Annotated in this window: 16 protein-coding genes; 3 read left to right on the forward strand and 13 right to left on the reverse strand. The window is 62.6% G+C overall.

Annotated features, from left to right (window positions below; all coding sequences use genetic code 11):
• Nucleotides 1-66 precede the first annotated feature (66 nt).
• The 11 genes from sctU to sctW are packed head-to-tail and all read right to left on the reverse strand — an operon-like array spanning nt 67 to nt 10585.
• A complete protein-coding gene (gene sctU / locus MX657_RS22465) occupies nt 67-1152 on the reverse strand; it encodes a type III secretion system export apparatus subunit SctU (protein ID WP_102752012.1) in 1086 nt (361 codons plus the stop codon).
• Entirely contained in the window at nt 1145-1960 is an 816-nt protein-coding gene (gene sctT, locus MX657_RS22470) for a type III secretion system export apparatus subunit SctT (RefSeq protein WP_102752013.1), read from the reverse strand. Before sctT ends, sctU begins: the two co-directional genes overlap by 8 nt.
• A complete protein-coding gene (sctS, locus tag MX657_RS22475) occupies nt 1960-2220 on the reverse strand; it encodes a type III secretion system export apparatus subunit SctS (protein WP_038628616.1) in 261 nt (86 codons plus the stop codon). The genes sctT and sctS overlap by 1 nt, the downstream gene beginning before the upstream one ends.
• Before the next feature lie 7 nt (nt 2221-2227).
• Nucleotides 2228-2875, reverse strand: coding sequence for a type III secretion system export apparatus subunit SctR (sctR, locus tag MX657_RS22480; RefSeq protein ID WP_102752026.1), 648 nt, complete (start codon nt 2873-2875; stop codon nt 2228-2230).
• 12 nt (nt 2876-2887) lie between these two features.
• Complete coding sequence (locus tag MX657_RS22485; RefSeq protein WP_102752014.1) at nt 2888-3928, reverse strand: FliM/FliN family flagellar motor switch protein; 1041 nt, start codon at nt 3926-3928, stop codon at nt 2888-2890.
• The gene (locus tag MX657_RS22490) at nt 3925-4587 is read right to left on the reverse strand and encodes a type III secretion system HrpP C-terminal domain-containing protein (RefSeq protein ID WP_102752015.1); all 663 of its coding nucleotides are present in this window, start codon (nt 4585-4587) and stop codon (nt 3925-3927) included. The genes MX657_RS22485 and MX657_RS22490 overlap by 4 nt, the downstream gene beginning before the upstream one ends.
• A complete protein-coding gene (locus MX657_RS22495; protein ID WP_152391597.1) occupies nt 4584-5039 on the reverse strand; it encodes a type III secretion protein in 456 nt (151 codons plus the stop codon). Before MX657_RS22495 ends, MX657_RS22490 begins: the two co-directional genes overlap by 4 nt.
• Nucleotides 5023-6378 carry a type III secretion system ATPase SctN gene (gene sctN, locus MX657_RS22500; RefSeq protein ID WP_346808596.1) on the reverse strand — a complete coding sequence of 452 codons (1356 nt, stop codon included), beginning with the start codon at nt 6376-6378 and terminating at the stop codon, nt 5023-5025. The genes MX657_RS22495 and sctN overlap by 17 nt, the downstream gene beginning before the upstream one ends.
• The gene (locus tag MX657_RS22505; RefSeq protein WP_102752018.1) at nt 6372-7232 is read right to left on the reverse strand and encodes an FHA domain-containing protein; all 861 of its coding nucleotides are present in this window, start codon (nt 7230-7232) and stop codon (nt 6372-6374) included. Before MX657_RS22505 ends, sctN begins: the two co-directional genes overlap by 7 nt.
• On the reverse strand, nt 7232-9442 hold the full coding sequence (locus MX657_RS22510) for an FHIPEP family type III secretion protein (protein ID WP_102752019.1): 2211 nt from the start codon (nt 9440-9442) through the stop codon (nt 7232-7234). Before MX657_RS22510 ends, MX657_RS22505 begins: the two co-directional genes overlap by 1 nt.
• Nucleotides 9443-9466: 24 nt before the next feature.
• Nucleotides 9467-10585 (reverse strand): type III secretion system gatekeeper subunit SctW, encoded by a 1119-nt coding sequence (gene sctW, locus MX657_RS22515; RefSeq protein ID WP_102752020.1) that lies wholly within the window; start codon nt 10583-10585, stop codon nt 9467-9469.
• A gap of 286 nt (nt 10586-10871) precedes the next feature.
• Here sctW and MX657_RS22520 point away from each other — a divergent pair, with 286 nt between their 5' ends.
• The 3 genes from MX657_RS22520 to MX657_RS22530 all read left to right on the forward strand — a co-directional run bounded on the left by MX657_RS22520 (nt 10872) and on the right by MX657_RS22530 (nt 13666).
• The gene (locus MX657_RS22520; protein WP_102752021.1) at nt 10872-11417 is read left to right on the forward strand and encodes an RNA polymerase sigma factor; all 546 of its coding nucleotides are present in this window, start codon (nt 10872-10874) and stop codon (nt 11415-11417) included.
• A 115-nt stretch (nt 11418-11532) separates the two neighbouring features.
• Nucleotides 11533-13017, forward strand: a complete 1485-nt coding sequence (locus tag MX657_RS22525) for a PAS domain-containing sensor histidine kinase (RefSeq protein ID WP_102752022.1) — start codon at nt 11533-11535, stop codon at nt 13015-13017.
• Nucleotides 13018-13024: 7 nt separating this feature from the next.
• Entirely contained in the window at nt 13025-13666 is a 642-nt protein-coding gene (locus MX657_RS22530; protein ID WP_084971144.1) for a response regulator, read from the forward strand.
• Nucleotides 13667-13744: 78 nt separating this feature from the next.
• On the opposite strand, the gene MX657_RS22535 is transcribed toward MX657_RS22530, so the two are convergent.
• Complete coding sequence (locus tag MX657_RS22535; protein WP_152391599.1) at nt 13745-16114, reverse strand: glycoside hydrolase family 3 N-terminal domain-containing protein; 2370 nt, start codon at nt 16112-16114, stop codon at nt 13745-13747.
• Nucleotides 16115-16117: 3 nt separating this feature from the next.
• Complete coding sequence (locus MX657_RS22540) at nt 16118-17506, reverse strand: MFS transporter (RefSeq protein ID WP_346808597.1); 1389 nt, start codon at nt 17504-17506, stop codon at nt 16118-16120.
• Between the last annotated feature and the right edge of the window lie 187 nt (nt 17507-17693).

A 17693-nucleotide genomic window follows, 5' to 3' on the forward strand; every position in this document is an offset into this window, starting at 1 on the left:
GGCTGGTTCAGGGAAGCGGCCACGCCTGCGCCAGCAAAGCTGTCAGCATTAAACAGCTGGCTCACGTTATTCATCCTCCATTTCAATCACCTCATCCATATAGTGATCCTCCAGCTCGCGCAGCAGGCGATAAACCTGCGCCACCGCCTTCAGCGTTTCGCGCGGGATCCAGCCGCCCTCCGGCGTGGTGCGATAAAGCGTGCGCGCCAGCCAGATATAGCGGATCACCGGAATGCGCGCGCGCTGCGCCTGCTCGATCAGATAGTGCGCGTCGTCGTCGCTGGCCTTAAACAGCAGGCGCGGCAGCGGCGTTTCCCCCGGACGATAGTAAAGCCCGACGGCAAAATGGGTCGGGTTGACCAGCAGCACGTCCGCTTCCTCCACCGCCACCTGACGCGGCGCCCTGGGCGCTTCGTTCAGGATTTCGTGCGCCACCTGGCGGCGGTGCCCTTTCATATGCGGGTCGCCTTCGCTCTGCTTATATTCGTTGCGAATATCCTCGTGGCTCATGCGCTGCTGCTTAAGGTAGAAATATTTTTGCAGGCCGAAATCGAGCGCGCTCATCGCCAGCAGCGCCATCAGCACCTGGCGCGCCGCCTTGATAAACAGCGACAGCACGCCGTGCCAGAAAGTGTTGAGATCGGTCTGCGCCAGCCGCGCCAGATTGCCGATCTCCGGCTCCAGCGCGAACCACAGTACGACGCCGATGACCATCGCCTTGATAATGCTGGTCAGCAGCTGGGTGAACTGCCGCGCCGAAAACATATTTTTAAAGTGGTTCACCGGGTTCAGGCTTTCCAGCTTCGGCATCATCGCCTCCACGGCGAACAGCGGGCCGAATTGCAGCCAGCCGCCAACAATGCGCAGCAGCATGGCGATTGCGCCGACAAGGGTGGAAAACAGCAGCAGCACCATCAGCGAGTCGGTCACCACCTCCTCCATCGCGTGGCCGAACGGCTGGCCGATACGCATCAGCGGCAGCATGATCATCGATTCCATGCGCTGCATGCCGCTGTCCACCAGCGCGAAAATCGCTTCCAGAATGCCAATCGAAATCAGCAATTTGGGAATATCCTGGCTCTGGCTGACCTGCCCTTTTTTGCGCGACTCCTGCAATTTTTGCGGGGTCGCGTCTTCCGTTTTTTCACTCATGTGCCGCGCCTTTTGTGTCAAACAGATGGGGAAGCAGATGGCTCAGATCGCGCAGCTCAAACAGCCGTTCGCCGGCGAGGTGGTTGAGCAGTGGCAGATAAAGCACGAGAAACAGCAGGCCGAGCAGACATTTCAGCGGGATCGCCAGCACCGTCGCCTGGATCTGCGGACTGTAAATGCTGATGATGCCGACGGCGAAATCAAGCAGCAGCAGCAGCCCTACCAGCGGACCGGCGTAGAGCACCATACTGACGAAGGTCTCCTTCAGCAGCCCCAGCCACACTTCCCAGCCCTGCGCGCTCAGCGGCGGCAGCCAGGTCAGCGGCGGCCAGAAGCGGTAGCTGTCCCAGATTAGCTGCGTCGCCGCGTTCAGGCCCGGCCCGACGATCAGCAGCAGGATGATTACCTGCTTCATCAGGTAGCCCAGCGGCGTGGCGTCCGGCCCCAGCTGCGGGTTGATCTGCCCGCCCATCAGCGCGCCGCGCTGGTTGTCGAACAGCGCGCCCACCGATTCATACATCCAGAACGGCAGTCCGAGGATCAGGCCGATCAATGTGCCGAGGATCAGCTCTTTGATCGCCAGCCCGGCATAAGCGACCAGCGACAGCGAAGCGCCGAGCATATCGTGGTAAAGCAGCGGCGCGATAAACAGCGCCAGCGCCGCCACGATCGCGGTGCGCAGTACCCCTTTAATGGCGGAAAAGGAGAAAATCGGCGTCAGCAGCAGACAGGGGAAAATGCGCGCCATACCGAGCAGCAGCGCCAGCAGCGCGTTGAACAGCTGGTCGAGCGCGTCGCTCCACAGCATCAGCTGCCCACCCGCGACATCATGGCGAAGGCGTTTTGCGTCAGCTGAATCAGCTCCACGCCAACCCAGCGTCCGGTCAGCACCAGCGTCATGCCGACCGCCACCAGCTTCAGGCAGAACGGCAGCGTCTGGTCCTGCAACTGCATCGCCGCCTGCACCAGCGAAATCACAATCCCCACCAGCACCGCGACGATCAGCGGCGGCGCGGAGAGTAGCACCACCAGCAGCATCGCCTGGCGAAAAAAGGTCAATATCTCCATCGCCGCCTCACAGATAGCTATAGAACAGGCCGTCCAGCAGCCGCGTCCAGCCGCTGACCAGCACAAACAGCAGGATTTTCAGCGGTAGCGAAACGGTCATCGGCGACACCATCTGCATCCCCAGCGCCAGCAGCACGTTGGAAACGATGAGATCGACCACCAGGAACGGAATAAAAATCAGAAAGCCGATTTTGAAGCCGTTTTGCAGCTCCGACAGCACGAAGGCGGGAATAATCAGCAGCGGGCTCTGCGACGTGATGCTCTGCGCCATCTCTTTTGGCCACATGCGCGCGCCGTTCTCCTGTAAATGCACCAGAATATCGGGGTCGGTGTTGTGCGACATAAAGTTTCTCAGCGGCTCCGCGCCGTTGCCGAAGGTATATTCCAGCCGCTCCATATTGCTGAAATCGAGCGGCATCGCCTGCACGCGCTGGCTGATATCGTTGAACACGGGCGCCATCACGAACAGCGTCGCGGCCAGCGCGATGCCGTAAAGCGCCATGTTAGGCGGCACCTGCTGCACGCCCATCGCGTTGCGCGTCAGCATCAGCACCATCGAAATCTTCAGAAAACAGGTACAGATAATCATCAACATCGGCACCAGCGAAAGCGCGCCGAGGAACAGCGCCAGCATCATCGGGTTAAGCGACTGCATCTCCGTCATCGCTTACCTGCCGTGGCTCAGGGGGTTGACGCTGCCCGGCAGCATATGGGTGATTTGTAGCCCCAGCCGCCCTTCCACATCCACCAGCTCGCCTTTCGCCAGCGGGAAATCGCCGTGACAGAGCAGCGCTTCGCCCGGCAGCACGTTATCCACCATCACCGTCGCCCCGCGGTTCAGTCGCTGCAGCTCGCTCAGCGTCAGGCGCAGCTGGCCGCAGCGCACCGTCAGCGCCAGCGGCAGCGCGTCAAACGCCGCGGCCTCCGACGTCGGTTTGTCCTGCCATTCCTCTTCAGAGTGCTCAACAGGGGTCGTATCATCGTTATCGTAGGGAAATGTCACAGAGGGGATCTCCAGGTCAGAAAGAGTAAAAAAGGCGCGGTCCGCCTCGCCGTTCAGCGTGCCGGTCAGTTGCAGGCTGCCAAGCCGCACCCTGCCTTCGCCGTCGGGGGAGAAGCTGGCGCGCGTGGGCAGCAGCACATCCTCAGGCCGCAGCCGCGCAAGCTGCGCGACGCTCAGGGTCAGCGCCCCCAGGATCAACGGGAAACCCAGCGGCAGCGCATCGGGCAGCGCCGCGTTCACCGGCTGCCAGCCCGGCTTATCCAGCAGAGCGTTGATCGTGGCGATCGGGGCGGTTAGGCTGCCCTGCGCGCGCAGGTCGCCCAGCGTCAGCGTCAGCCGCAGCGTAAAGGGTGCGGCGGGCGCGGCGACATCGTCAGGCGCCAGCTCGCCGAGCAGCGTGGCGATCTGCGGGCTGATCGCCTGGTTGAACAGCGGCCAGTACCAGGGCGTCAGCGCCGCTTCAGCGTACGGCAGCGCAGGACAGTCGGAGAGCAGCGCCAGCACGCTTTCCGCCTCGCCAATCCACAGCGGGCCGCCGTCGCAACGCAGCGCCAGCGCGTCGCTGGCTGGGGCGGCGCTGGTCAGGCGCAGCGTCAGCGCGCCCGCGTCGTCATTCAGCTGATAAGGGAAGCACTGACCGGCGCCGATACGCTGGCGCAGCCGCGCCTCCTCCGCATTCAGGCGTGGCAGCGAAATCCGTTTCATGCCTGCCCCCGCTGTTCAAAACGCAGGCGCACGCGACAGGCCATGCGGCGGCGCAGCGCCTGACGGCAGCGCTCCTGATGCGCCTCCAGCGCGCCCAGCGCCGACGGGGAGAAACGCAGCGCAATATCCCAGCCGCCGGCGGTCAGCGGCTGCATACGCGCGTCCACCTCGCCGAGGCGCGGCAGCAGCAGCGTTATGGCGACCGGGCCGTCCGGCTGGCGATCGACCACGCGGCCCAGCTCCGCCTCCAGCGGCTGCCAGAGTGCCATCGGCGCCGCGCACGATGCGCCCGAAGCGGCGGGCGGCGCAAAGCGCGGCTGGGTCGGGAGTTCCGTTACGCCGATGGAGAGCGGCGGCGGCGCTGGCGATGTATCCAGCAGGGCGCTGAACAGCATGCCGTCCGGGCAGGCGCTTTCCGGCTGTTCGCCGCGTTTCGCCGCCCCGCTCTGGGCGCTGGTCGGGCTACGTTCGCTGCGGCCGCGCTCCGCGCCGCGCGGCTGCGGTTTCGGCTGCGCATTGGCGGGCTGCGGCTGAGCGGGCTTCGGACGCGTCGGCTGCGGCGCGGCGCGTGGACGATCTTCCGCCTGCGCGCGCGGTTCGCGCCGCTCCGGTTCAGGGCGCAGCTTCGTGGCGGGACGCTCGGTGATAAAAGGATTCATGACGGCATCTCCTGCATCAGCATTTCCAGTTTCTCCAGCTCGCGCTGGCGCTGCTGGGTTTCCGCGCGCGCCGCCGCCAGCCGGGCGCTCTGCGTGTCGCACTGCGCGGCGCAGTCGCTTAAGGTCTGACGCTGGCGCTGCATCGCGTCGGCGGCGCGCTGCTCCTGTTGCAGCCCACGCTGTAATTCGGTCAGCGGCTGACGCCCAAGATGCGCCCCGTCAAAACCGTCGCGCAGCGTCTGATACGCCGCCCGCCGCTGCGTCAGCTGCCGTTCGGCGTCGCGCTGCGCGCTTTGCAGCTGCGCCAGCCGCTGTTCATGCTGGCGCTGTTGACGTTCGCTGCGGCGCAGACGCTGACGGCGGATCGGCAGCAGCAGCGCGAACGCCTCGCGCAGGTTTTCGCCGCTCTCCCCGGCGGGCAGTTCGTCAGGCAGATTAATTTTCCGGCGCATGGGCGCTTACCTCCGAAAGATGCTGCAACGTCTGCTGCCACTCGCTGGGCTCGCGCGTCGCCTGGCGCAGATAGCCGTTGATATCGGGCTGCGCGTTGACGGCGGCGTCGGTCATCGCGTCGTGGCCGGGCTGATATTCGCCGAGGCGGATCAGCATCTCCACCTGCTGCCAGGCGGCCATCATGCGGCGCAGCTGGGTGGCGTCGCACATCTGTTCGCGCGTCACCACGTTGCTCATGGTGCGGCTGAGGCTGGTCAGCACGTCAATCGCCGGATAGTGGCCGCGCTCCGCCAGGCGGCGCGACAGCACGATATGGCCGTCGATCAGCGAGCGCACCTCGTCAGCGACCGGATCGTTCATCGAGTCCGCCTCAATCAGCACCGAATAGAGCGCGGTGATCGCGCCGCTCTGCGTCTGCCCCGCGCGCTCCAGCAGACCCGGCAGTAAGGTGTAGACCGAGGGCGGCAGGCCGCCGCGTCCGGGCGGCTCGCCCATCGCCAGGCCGATTTCGCGCTGGGCGCGGGCGAAACGGGTCAGGGAATCGAGGATCAGCAACACGCTTTTGCCTTGCTCACGGAAGGCTTCGGCGATGGCGGTGGCGGTAAAGGCGGCGCGGGCGCGTTCCATGCTGCTGCGATCGGAGGTGGAACAGATCAGCACCGTGCGGCTGCGCAGCGCCTCGTCCAGCTCGTGATCGAGGAATTCGCGCAGCTCGCGGCCGCGTTCGCCGATCAACCCAAAGACGATGACGTCGCAAGGGGCGTTGCGCGCCAGTTCCGCCAGCAGCGTGGTTTTGCCGCAGCCCGCGCCAGCGAAAACGCCGACGCGCTGGCCGACGCCGATGGTCAGCATGCCGTCGATGGCGCGCACGCCGGTCGGCAGAGGCGTCGAAATACGCGGACGCGCGGTGGGCGGCGGCGCGTCGCCCAGTACCGGAATGGTATGTTCCGCCTCGCCCGGCAGCGCGAAAGCGCCGACGCCCTGCCCATCTATCGGACGGCCGAAGCCGTCCAGCACGCAGCCAAGCAGCGCATCGGAGACGCAGATGCTGTGCGGCAGATAGAGCGGCGTCACGCGCGCGCCCTGGGCGATGCCGTCCAGCGGGCCGAGCGCCGACAGCAATGTATGCTGCGGATTGAAGCCCACCACTTCCGCCATCACGCTGTCGCCGTCGCGTTCGATGCGGCAGAGATCGCCGATGCGCGCGCGCGGCAGGCTGCACTCCAGCAGAATGCCGCTGATGCCGGTGATGCGGCCGCAGACGCTGACCGCGTCGGGCTGGCGCAGGCGCTGCTGCTGCTGGCTGAACCAGCTGTCGAGATCCGCGCGCATCACCATTTCACCGTAATCGGATCGCGGCCGCTGAACTCCACGCGATCGTCAGTGATCGCCACCAGCCGCAGATCGCCGATCTGATCGCCGATAAACAGCCGATCGCCCTCGTCGGTGACGATATTGGCGCGCGCGCCGGTGGCGATCTGCACAATGCGAAACGGCAGCTTTTTCTCCAGCGGACGCACCGCGCTTTTTACCGGCGCGCTGGCGCTGTAGCGCGCATAGAAGCGCGTCATCATGCGGTTGAAGACGCTCATCTGCGCTTTGTTCAACGTGCCGCTCAGCAGCAGACGCTCGCCCTGACGGGATATCTGAACGTTGTTCGCCAGATCGCGCTCGCGCAGCATAATCTGCAACGGCGCGCGCAGATCCTCTACCGTGCCCCACGCCGGACGCGAACTCTCCGCGGCGGGCTGCGCCACCGTCGGCTGTAATATCCAGCTCACCACGGTAAAGCTGAACAGCAGCAGCAGGCCGAACAGTACGCCGCGCATCCAGCGCGGCGTACCGGACGCGCGCGCCACAGGCGCTTCCGGCGCGGCGGCCGGAGCGACGAACGCGCTGGCGGGCAGCGCCGCCGCCTCGTGCCACGGCGTGCTGGCCCGCGCGACGCAGAGCCAGACGCCGCCCAGCACAAACGGCTCCTCCGGCGTGACCGGTTCGCCCTCTTCGGCTTCCGCCTGCTGCGCCAGCCACCAGTTTTGTTCATGACGGCGCAGCCAGCGTTCGCTGTCGGCGGCGCTTTCATCGCTCAGCAGCAGATCCGCCTGCGGCGAGGCGCCGATCTGCCAGAGATCGCCGCTGAGCGGTAAAGCGGCGCCGCAATGCAGGCCGGACAGCACGCGCAGTTCAAACATTATTCTCCCTCCCAGCTGGTGAGTGAATAAAAGGCGGGATCGGCTTCCAGGCGGCCAAGCACATGCACCGCCAGCGCCGGTTCCAGTTCAGCGAACGACAGCACCGGCACCTGATGGAAAGATTCGGCGATCAGCGCGCGCAGCGGGCCGCGCAGATCCTGCGCCGCCAGCAGCACCGACTGCCGTTCGTTGCCGGTGGTGAAGGCGCGGCGCACCTGCTGATGCACCGACTGAATTTGTTCCTGGCTGAGCGCGAAGAAGATGTCGTTTTGCGTCTGACGCAGGCTGTCGCGCAACGCCTCTTCCAGCTCCGGCGCCAGCAGCCAGGCGTGAATGCCGTCCGCCTGGCTGTACTGATGGCACAGATGGGTTTTCAGGGTGATACGCACCTGCTCGGTAAGCAAAAAGACGTCGCGCTCGTGCTGGCCATGTTCGATCAGCGCTTCGGCGATGGCGCGCACCGAACGCAGCGGAATACGTTCCGCCACCAGCTTTTGCAGCACGCTGGAGAAGCGCGCCAGCGGCATGACGCGTTGCAGCTCCTGCGCCAGCTCCGGCTGTTCGCTCTCCAGCCAGCCCATCAGCGCGCGCGTCTCTTGCAGGCCGATAAAGTGCGGGCTGCTGGCATGAATGGCGTTCTCCATGCGCTTCAGCAGCAGCTCGGCGGCGGTCCAGCGCGCCACCGCTTCATTTTCCAGCAGCGGATGGTCGGCGGGCAGCCAGAGATAGTCCGCTTCCTGACGCAACGCCTGGCCCAACGCCGGTTTGAGCGGCGCGGCTTCCGCCTGCGCCGCCTCCTGGCCTGAGGCGGGCGCGGCGACGGCGGTCGATTCTGCGGATGCGCTCAGCGCCTGCTGCTCCTGCGCGCTGAGGCTCTCCAGCCAGCGCGCCTCCACCGCCACGCAGCCGGTGTTAAAGGTGCCCATGACTTTCGGGATCTCATAGACCGAGAAGCGGAACTCGTCCGCCTCCAGCCGGTCGCTGAATTCGATATCGAACGCCGGCAGGGTAAAGCCGAAGTGGTAGACGATGCGGTTGCGCAGGCGGCGGATCTCCTGCACCAGATCGAGGGTTTCCGCTTTGCCGCGACAGACGGTCGGGAACTGGATCAGATAGGGGCGCGTCGGGTTGAACTGGCGCAGATCTTCACGACCGTTCAGCTCCGGCGGGATCACTTCGTTTTCCATCTGCGGCTGGGCAAGGCGCAGCGTATGACGCGCGCGCCATACCTGAAAGCCGCCGCTGCTGAGGGTAATCAGCGCCAGCAGGGTAAAGACCATTCCCGGCATTCCCGGCACCAGCGCGAAGCCCAGCATTCCCATCGAGGCGAGGATCCAGGCCTTCGGCTGGCTGGTAAGCTGCTCGGCGATCTCGCGGCCGATATTCGGCGCGTCGATCGTGTCGGCGTCTGAGGAGACGCGGGTGATGATCATCCCCGCCGTCAGCGAGATCAGCAACGCGGGGATCTGGGCGATCAGCCCGTCGCCGATGGTAAGGATCGAGAAGACGTGCATCGCTTCGCCCGCCGACATCCCGACCTGTAACACGCCGATGCTGATGCCGCCGATCAGGTTGATAAACAGGATCACCAGCGCGGCGATGGCGTCGCCCTTTACAAACTTCATCGCGCCGTCCATCGCGCCGAACAGTTGGCTCTCTTTCGCCAGATCGCTGCGACGCGACTTCGCCTGATGCACGTCGATCAGCCCGGCGCGCAGATCGCTGTCGATCGACATCTGCTTGCCCGGCATCGCGTCGAGGGTAAAGCGCGCCGCCACTTCCGCCACGCGCTCCGATCCTTTGGTGATCACCAGGAAGTTGACCACGGTCAGGATCAGGAACATCACCATTCCCACCGCCAGGTTGCCGCCTACCACGAAGCTGCCGAACGCCTCGACAATATGCCCGGCGTCCTGCTGGATCAGAATCTGGCGCGTGACCGAAATAGACAGTGCCAGGCGGAACATGGTGGTGAGCAGCAGCACCGCCGGAAAGGTGGAAAACGCCAGCGGTTTCGGCAGGTACATTGCCAGCACGATCAACAGCGAAGAGAGGCAGATATTGAGCGCGATCAGGGTATCGATCAGCGGCAACGGCAGCGGAATGATCAGCATAAACACCAGCGCCAGCGCGAAGGCGGCCCCGACGATCTCAGAGCGCTGCATGGCGCTGATGGCGATTTTATTCAGGATTAAAAACAGGCTGTTCATCTCACGTCTCTCTTACCGCTTGCTTCAGGCGCGATGCGCCTGTTTACGTTCGTTGTCCAGCAGCGCCGCGCTGTGGTTCGCCAGCAGCGTCAGCGCGGTTTTGCGTCCGTCTTTCACTTTCCACAGCGCCAGCGGCAGGCTGCGCACCAGCGGCAACACCGCGTTGAAAAACATCGACAGCTGGCGCGGGCTGGCGTTGGCCACCACGTCTTCGCCCAGCTGTTGCAGATCCTGTTGCCAGGCGCCGTGATGGCTGAAATGCAACAGGCGGCGCGTCAGTTCCGTCGCGCCGATGGCGTGCAGCGTCATCTTGCCCGCCATGCGGTCCAGCATTTTCTGGCTCTCTTCCAGCGTGTGCCCCACCTGACGTGCCTCGGCCAGGCCGTTCTGGATATGTCGCAGCGCGCCGGTGCTGATCGAGGAGGCGAGCGCGGCGATATCGTCGGCCAGCGCCCGTTGCAGCGTGCGCAGCCCGGAGACGAACTGCGTCGGATCGGTGTGCGCCAGCAGCAGATCGACCATCGCCAGCGCCGACTGCTGATGCACGATGCTGTCGTAATAGAGATTGCGCAGCGTCTGACGCTGCTGCGAGTGCGCGCTGTATTCCGCAAACGCCGCGGCGGTGTTCAGCCCGGCGCGCAGGCGTTCGCCGTGCTGGGTTTGCAGCGTCTCCAGATGGCGGCTAATGGTTTCGCACAGCGCGTTGTCGCCCTGATCGCGCGCCTCGCGCTCCATCACGCGCAGCAGCAGATCGCAGCGCGCCGGATCGTTATCCAGCTGCGACAGCAGTTCATCGGTATCCGCCGGCGGTTTGCGCTTCAGCGTGTCACGCAGCTGGCTCAGATGCGCTTCGCGCCGCGACGGATCGCCGGAGTCGAGCATGGCGTAGAGCTTGTGCAGCTGCACTTTGCCCGCCTGCTGCCGATGGCGCAGCCCATGCTGCTGCTGACGGCGCTGCTCGGCCTTTTTCTGGCTTTCGGCGCGCTCGGAAAACATCAGCCCCACCTCTTCTTTCATGTCGTTGGCGCTGGTATCGGCCACGCTTTGCCCCGCCCGCTCGGCGCTTTTGTTCGGCCCACTGTCGGCGGCTTTCATCAGGGCTTTAAAAGGGTGCGGCATTAGCGGCAGGTTTGGCTTCAGCATCGCCCGTTCCTCATCAGGTTGACCCCGGTTAAGTGGGCTCGCCGCGCGCCAGGTTCCAAAAAAAGATGAAATAAAAAACCTCACCGGCAGGAAATAATTAATCAGCGAAACTTGTGTAAAAAATGCCACAGAAAATAAAAGCGGTTTTGCCGTTTTTTTCTCAGATATATCCTGGATGAGTTGCGCGTAAATAATAAAAACAAGCTGTTAGTTCGTTAATTTTTGCTGGCACAGCACTTGCTATAGCCATGAGGCAATCACTTTTGATTCCTCTGGAGAAAATAAGATGATGACCACTCTTGCCAGCCAGCCAATAACCGTAGAAGCCGTTGCCGTCAATATCGACTGGTCTGATGTTTTCAAGAAAAATAATAAGAAATTACTGAATTTCATTCACAAACGCGTGGCGAACTATGAGGATGTGGAAGATATTGCCCAGATGACCTGTCTGGAGGTGCTGCGCAACTGTCATAAATTTATCGGCGCCTCGCGCCCGGAAACCTGGATGTTCGGCATTGCAATTAATCTGATCCGTAATTACTATAAAAATCAGCAGGGTCGCTTTTTATTTGATACGCTCAACGATGAGATTCTTACCAGTATGCTTTATGACAGCGATCCGAGCGATATCACGGAAAATGAACGGGTTTTAGGCGCTACCCTCGCCTCTATCGAAACGTTTCCGGAGGATCTAAAAACCATGCTGTCGATTCTGGTTGGTCATGACGGCAGCTATCAGGATGTGGCGCAGCAGCTTAATATTCCGGTGGGCACCGTACGCTCCCGTCTTTCCCGCGCCAGAGAAACATTAAAAAGCCGCGTTTACGCCTGAGATTATTCTGAGGTTGTATTGAAAAGCGGAAAGGCAACAGGGAAGTTTATTTTATTAGCATCGCGCGAAGTTCCCTGTTACGCGCATGAATGAGACCTGATCTGGAGAGCCGCGATTGCAGAATTATTCCGATTATCTTAATCCTGCGCTGACGCCGTCCGATACCCTTTCCTCTATTGCGTTAAATCGTATTCACGATGCGATTTATTTAGTGGACCGGGCGCTGCGGATAAAATATGTCAACGAAAAGGCATGCAAATTAATGGGCTTTTCCCAGCGCGCGCTGATGCAGGTCAGTTTCGCCGCGCTCGATCATGAACTCAAAGATGATGACGTGGCGGCGCTGTGGTGGAAGCTGACGATGCGACCGGAAGGGATCACCTTTACCTCACAGCATACTCCGCGCCGGGGCGAGCCGATCTCCGTTCAGGTCAGCTCCAGTCTCTACCTGCACGGCGGCGTGCCGCATGCGCTGTGCGTGGTGCGCGACGTGCGCGAGCTGAAACAAAAAGAGGCGATCCAGCAGCTACGCGAGAAGCAGTTCCGCGCCCTGGTGGAGAACTCGCCGGATATGATCGCGCGCTTCGATCTGTCGCTGCGCTGCGTTTACGTCAACCCGCCGGTGCTGAAATGGTTTGACGGCCAGGAACAGGATATTTACCGCTGGCAGCTGACCGAAGCGGTGCCGCACCACGAGGCGGGCATGGCGCTGCTGCGGCTGGTATCGCACAGCCTGGCGAGCGGCGAGCAGGCGGAGGGCGAGCTGACCCTGAACCACGGCGATCGCAAACGTATCCTGCATGTGCGCAGCGTGCCGGAGTTCGATCTGCACGGAGAGCTGGAGAGCGTGCTGACGGTCGGGCGCGATATTACCGCCATCCGGCTGGCGGAAGAGGAGCTGCGCGAAGCGCATCAGCAGCTGCGCCTGCTGGCGCGTAATCAGGAGGCGCAGCGCGAAGCGGAGCGCAAACACCTCGCTCATGAGATCCACGATGAGCTGGGACAGCATTTGACGTCGCTGCGCGTCGGACTGTCGCTGATCCGCATGCAGTCGCCGGAAGCGGGCGACGCGGTGCATCAGCAGGTGGATAATCTGATGCAGCTGGTCGACGGCACCATTCAAGTGGTGCGCGACGTTTCTACCCGTCTGCGGCCCAATATGCTGAATCTCGGCCTGGTGCCGGCGCTGGAGTGGCTGCGCGACGAGTTCAACAAGCACAATACGACCCGCTGTATCTTTGTGCCGCCTCACGGGAAAGATCTCCGCCTTAGCGACGAGTGCGTCACCGCCGCCTTTCGCGTGGTGCAGGAGTCGCTGACCAACGTGCAGCGCCACGCCGGGGCCAGCAGCGTCTATCTGTTTATGAAGCAGGATGGCGACAGGCTGCGCATTGATGTGGTCGATAACGGCAAAGGTTTCGATATGCGCCGCGTGCGCCCTAACGCCTGGGGGTTGCCAGGCATGGTGGAGCGGGCGGCGATGCTGAACGGCGAGGTGGTGATCGACAGCAAGCCCGGCGAAGGCACACGCGTACAGCTGAGCTTCCCCCACCGGCCGCCGGTCCTCTCCCGCACGCTGTTTACGAAGAAAAATAAGTGAGTAACCGATGACACAAGCAATTCGCCTGATGATCGCTGACGACCACGCCATTATGCGCGAGGGACTGAAGCAGATTTTCCTGCTGGACGACGGCATTAAGGTGGTGGGCGAGGCAGCCGACGGCGGCCAGGTGCTGGAACGGCTGCGCGAAGGCGGCGTGGATCTGCTGCTGCTGGATATCTCTATGCCCGGCATCAGCGGTGAGGATCTGATCAACCGCATCACTCTGCAATATCCGGCGCTGCGCATCCTGGTGCTGAGCATGTATAACGAGCCGCAGATCGCCCGCCGCGTGCTCTACTGCGGCGCGCTGGGCTATATCACCAAAGATAAAAACCCGGAGGCGCTGCTGGCGGCGATCCGCCAGGTGGCGCGCGGCTCACGCTATATCGATCACGAGCTGGCGCAGGAGATTGTCTTTTCGCAGTACCAGAGCGGCGACCGACCGCCGCATGAGAACCTGACGATGCGCGAGCGGCAAATTATGATCATGCTGGCGCACGGCGAAAGCATCAACGCCATCGCCGACGCGCTGGTGATCAGCAATAAAACCGTCAGCACCTATAAATCGCGGCTGATGAAGAAGATGAAGTTCACCACCAACGCCGAGATTGTAAAGTACGCCATCAGTCATCATCTGGTGCAGTAGCGGGCGCTTTCACCGATATCCGCGCCGAACCTCGGCATCCCGACGCGGGTGGAAACGGTGAAAGCGCCCTTAGCCGCACTAGCGACCGCGCGCAACTTCGCAGTGGCTGAGTATCCGCCACTGCTGGGGCAGCCGCCGCGTCTCGCCGGTTAGCGTCACTACCGTCCGCTGACGAATATCGCCGCTGGAGGCGCCCACCTGCAATTCAAACTCGCCAGGCTCGACGATGCGCTCCCCTTCCCGGCTGGTGAAGTTCAGCATGTCGGTCGGCAGGAAGAAGGTTAGCCGCGCCGTTTCGCCCGGCTCCAGCATGACGCGCTGAAAGGCTTTCAATTCCTGCACCGGCCTGACCATCGAGGCGATGTTGTCACGCACGTAGAGCTGTACCACCTCGCTGCCCGCGCGTTGGCCGCTGTTGGTTATCTCCAGCGCAACCTCAATGGTGCCCTGCGCCACCGGCGTCTCCGGCTGCGCCAGGCTCAGCGGGCCGTAGGTAAACTCCGTCCAGGTTTTGCCGTAGCCGAACGGATAGCGCGCGCCGAAATGAAAGGCGAACGGCGTGCCGCCGCTTTTCAGCTTGTGGTTGTAGTAGTAGGGCATCGCGCCAGCGCTTTTCGGCACCGACAGCACCAGCCTGCCTGTCGGTTCAGCGCGGCCGGTCAGCACATCGGCCAGCGCGTAGCCGCCCTCCTGCCCCGGCGCCCAGGCCATCAGCAACGCCGCCACGCGATCCTCCAGCCCGCTCAGGTGATAAGGCCGTCCGCCGGTCAGCGCCACCACCACCGGCTTGCCGGTCGCGACCAGCGCCGCCAGCAGTTGCTGCTGCACGACCGGCAGCGCGAGGCTGTCCGTGTCCGAACCTTCGCCCACCGTGCCGCTCTGGAACAGGCCCGCCAGGTCGCCAACGCAGGCGACCACCACGTCGCTGTTTTCCGCCAGCGCCACCGCCTCGGCGATAAGGGACGTATCCTGCGACACCGGCGACTGCTGCATCGGCTTGCCGGCGCTGTCGCCGGGGAAAACCGGCGCGCCCGCCATGCGTTTTTCAATGATATGGCAGCCGCGCGCATAGCTGACCTGCGTGTCGCCCAGCGCCTGCAATGGCGTGGTGACCTGCGCCGCCTGGTCCTGCATATCGCTGATGATCAGATGTACCGGAAAACTGTAGCCGCTGAGCAGCGCCAGCGGATCGTCCGCCGTCGGGCCGATCACCGCTACGCGCTGTTCCGGCTTCAGCGGCAACGCGCCGTTGTTCTCCAGCAGCGTAATCGAGCGCGTCGCCGTCTCGCGCGCCAGCCGCCGCGCATTCTCGCTTTGCAGGCTGATGCGGTTTTCATCGGCGTAGGGCTGTTCAAACAGTCCAAGACGGAATTTTTCCGTCAGCAGACGCGCCACGATCTCATCGACTTTTTCCATCGTAATCAGCCCGCGCTCGACCGCTTGCGCCAGATGCTGCGCGCAATCATCTTTCGGCAGTTCGATATCCAGCCCGGCGTTAAAGGCCAGCGCAGCGGATTCCGCCGCGTCGCGCGCCACGCCGTGATGCTGATGCAGCAGGCTGACGCCGCCGTAATCGGCGACGATGATGCCGTCAAAGCCCCAGCGCTCGCGCAGCAGCGTGGTCAGCAGGAAGGCGTCGCTGTGCGAAGGCTGATTATCGATGTCGTGATAGGCGGGCATCACGGAACCGGCATTGGCCAGCTTTACCGCCATCTCAAACGGCAGCAGGAAAGTGTCGTTCAGCTCGCAGAAGCCGAGATGCACCGGCGCATGGTTGCGTCCCCCTTCGCTGAAGGAGTGGCCGACATAGTGTTTCAGCGTCGCCAGCAGGTCACGCTTTTCGCCCTGGAGCCCCCTGACGAAATGGGTCGCCATCACGCCGACCAGCCAGGGATCTTCGCCGAAGGTTTCTTCAGTGCGCCCCCAGCGCACGTCGCGCGAAACGTCCAGCACCGGCGCCAGCCCCTGCCGACAGCCAGTAGATCGCGCCTCTTCGCCGATGGCCGCGGCCACCTGCTCGATCAGCTCAGGGTCCCAGGTGGAGGCGTAGTTCAGCGGCGACGGAAACAGCGTGGCGTCCTTGCACAGCAGGCCGACCAGACACTCTTCATGAAACAGCGCCGGGATGCCGAGCCGCGTCTCCTCCATCAGCGTTTTTTGCAGGCGGTTGGCTGCTCTGACACCATCGCGCGCGTCAACTACGTGCGTGCCCAGCGGGCGCGTAATTTGTCCAACGCCGCGCCGTAGCCGCGCGTTCAGGTCGTTCAGCTGACCGGCGCCGGAAAAACTGTCGCTGAGGTCGCTGCGTTCGCGGTGGTTGCCGTCGACAGACAGGATGAGCCAGAAGGCGTGCATCTGGGCGAATTTCTCTTCCGGCGTCATGCGCGCCAGCAGATCGGCGACGCGTTCCGCCACCGGGCGCTGTGGGTCCTGATAAATTGCGGTCATACATTACTCCTGAATTGCGGAAACAAGCGGAGGCGTGTCTTCGTGATGCTGACGCTTCTGCGCCAGCTGGCTGGCGATCTCAGCCACTCTGCGGCTGCTGAGTTTGTAGAGGCAGAGCAGAAGCGCCATGCTGAGAAACAACGCCGAAGGAATTAGGGTGAAAAGCGCGTTGATGGTGGTCAGCACGCCTGCCGACTGCTGCGCCTGGTTAGGCAGATAGTCCACCAGCGCCAGAATCCAGCCGACCAGCGCGCCGCCGAGCGCCAGGCCGAACTTAATGGCGAATAGCGCGGTGGAGAACACCAGCCCGTCAAGCCGCCGCCCGCTGCGCTGTTCTTCATAATCCACCACGTCGGAGAACATGGCCCACTGAAGCGGCGTCGTCAGGTTCTGAATAAAGCTGAAGACAATATTAATGCCGAATATCCACCAGAGCGCGACCGGCGGTAAAAAGAAAATCAACGAGCCGAGCAGCACGAAAGTGATAATCGTCCACTGGTAAGCGCGCACGCGGTCGAATTTCCCCAACAGCCGTTCGGATAATAAGGCGCCCAGCAGCGCCGCCGCCATGCCGGAAACAATAAAGGCGAAAACCAGCTCCGGGCGCAGCAGCACATATTTCACGTAATAGAGCGTGGCGGAACCGCGCGTGACTATCGCGGTCAGTAGCAAAATATTAAAGATGAAAATAATGCGCCACTGACTGTTGCGCGTCAGGGTTTTTAAATCGCTCAGCATCGAACCGCTGTTTTCCGCTGCGGAATAATAACGCTCACGCGTCATGGCGAAGCAGCAAAAAAAGAGCACCACGCCCAGCATTCCCATCAGGCTCATGGCATAGAAATAGCCTTTCTGCGGGTTGTCATCGCCCAACCAGTTCACCAGCGGCAGCGCAATTACCGTGACGATCAGCCCGCCGATAAACGACAGCCCGAATCGCCAGGACTGGAGCGAATGGCGCTCGCGTGGGTCGAGCGTCAGCGCGCCGGGCAACGCGCAGTAGGGCACGTTAATGGCGGAGTAAACCAGGCTCAGCAGCGTGTAAGTAACGCAGGCGTAAATGATTTTCACCGTCGGCCCGGCGTCCGGCACGTAGAAGGTGATCAGGCAGCAGACGCCAAACGGCACCGCGAACCAGAGCAGCCAGGGACGAAAGCGGCCATGGCGGGTGCGGGTGCGATCGACCAGCGCGCCGATGCAGGGATCGACGAAGGCGTCCAGCGCGCGCACCAGCAGAAACATGGTACCCATAATCGCTGCGGGCAGCCCATAAACGTCGGTATAAAAATAGGCGAGAAACAGCGTCGCCGTTTGCCAGACCAGCGCACTGGCCATATCGCCCAGGCCGTAGCCTATTTTTTCTTTTTTACCCAATACGGAACAGGTCGCCATTATTACTCCCCTTCTACCCGCAGCACGTTATTTAACGGAGGGCTTGATTAAGCCGTGCCCGTTAATGTTGTAAAAGAGAGAGGGAATGACAATTGCTAAATTTATTTGCCGTTTTATGTTTTTGCGTAAATGTGACGCGAGGCGAATTAATAATGAACACAAAGATATTTCCAAACCGCCAGCGCTT

The organism is Enterobacter chuandaensis, assembly GCF_039718975.1.
Taxonomy (GTDB): Bacteria; Pseudomonadota; Gammaproteobacteria; order Enterobacterales; family Enterobacteriaceae; genus Enterobacter; species Enterobacter chuandaensis.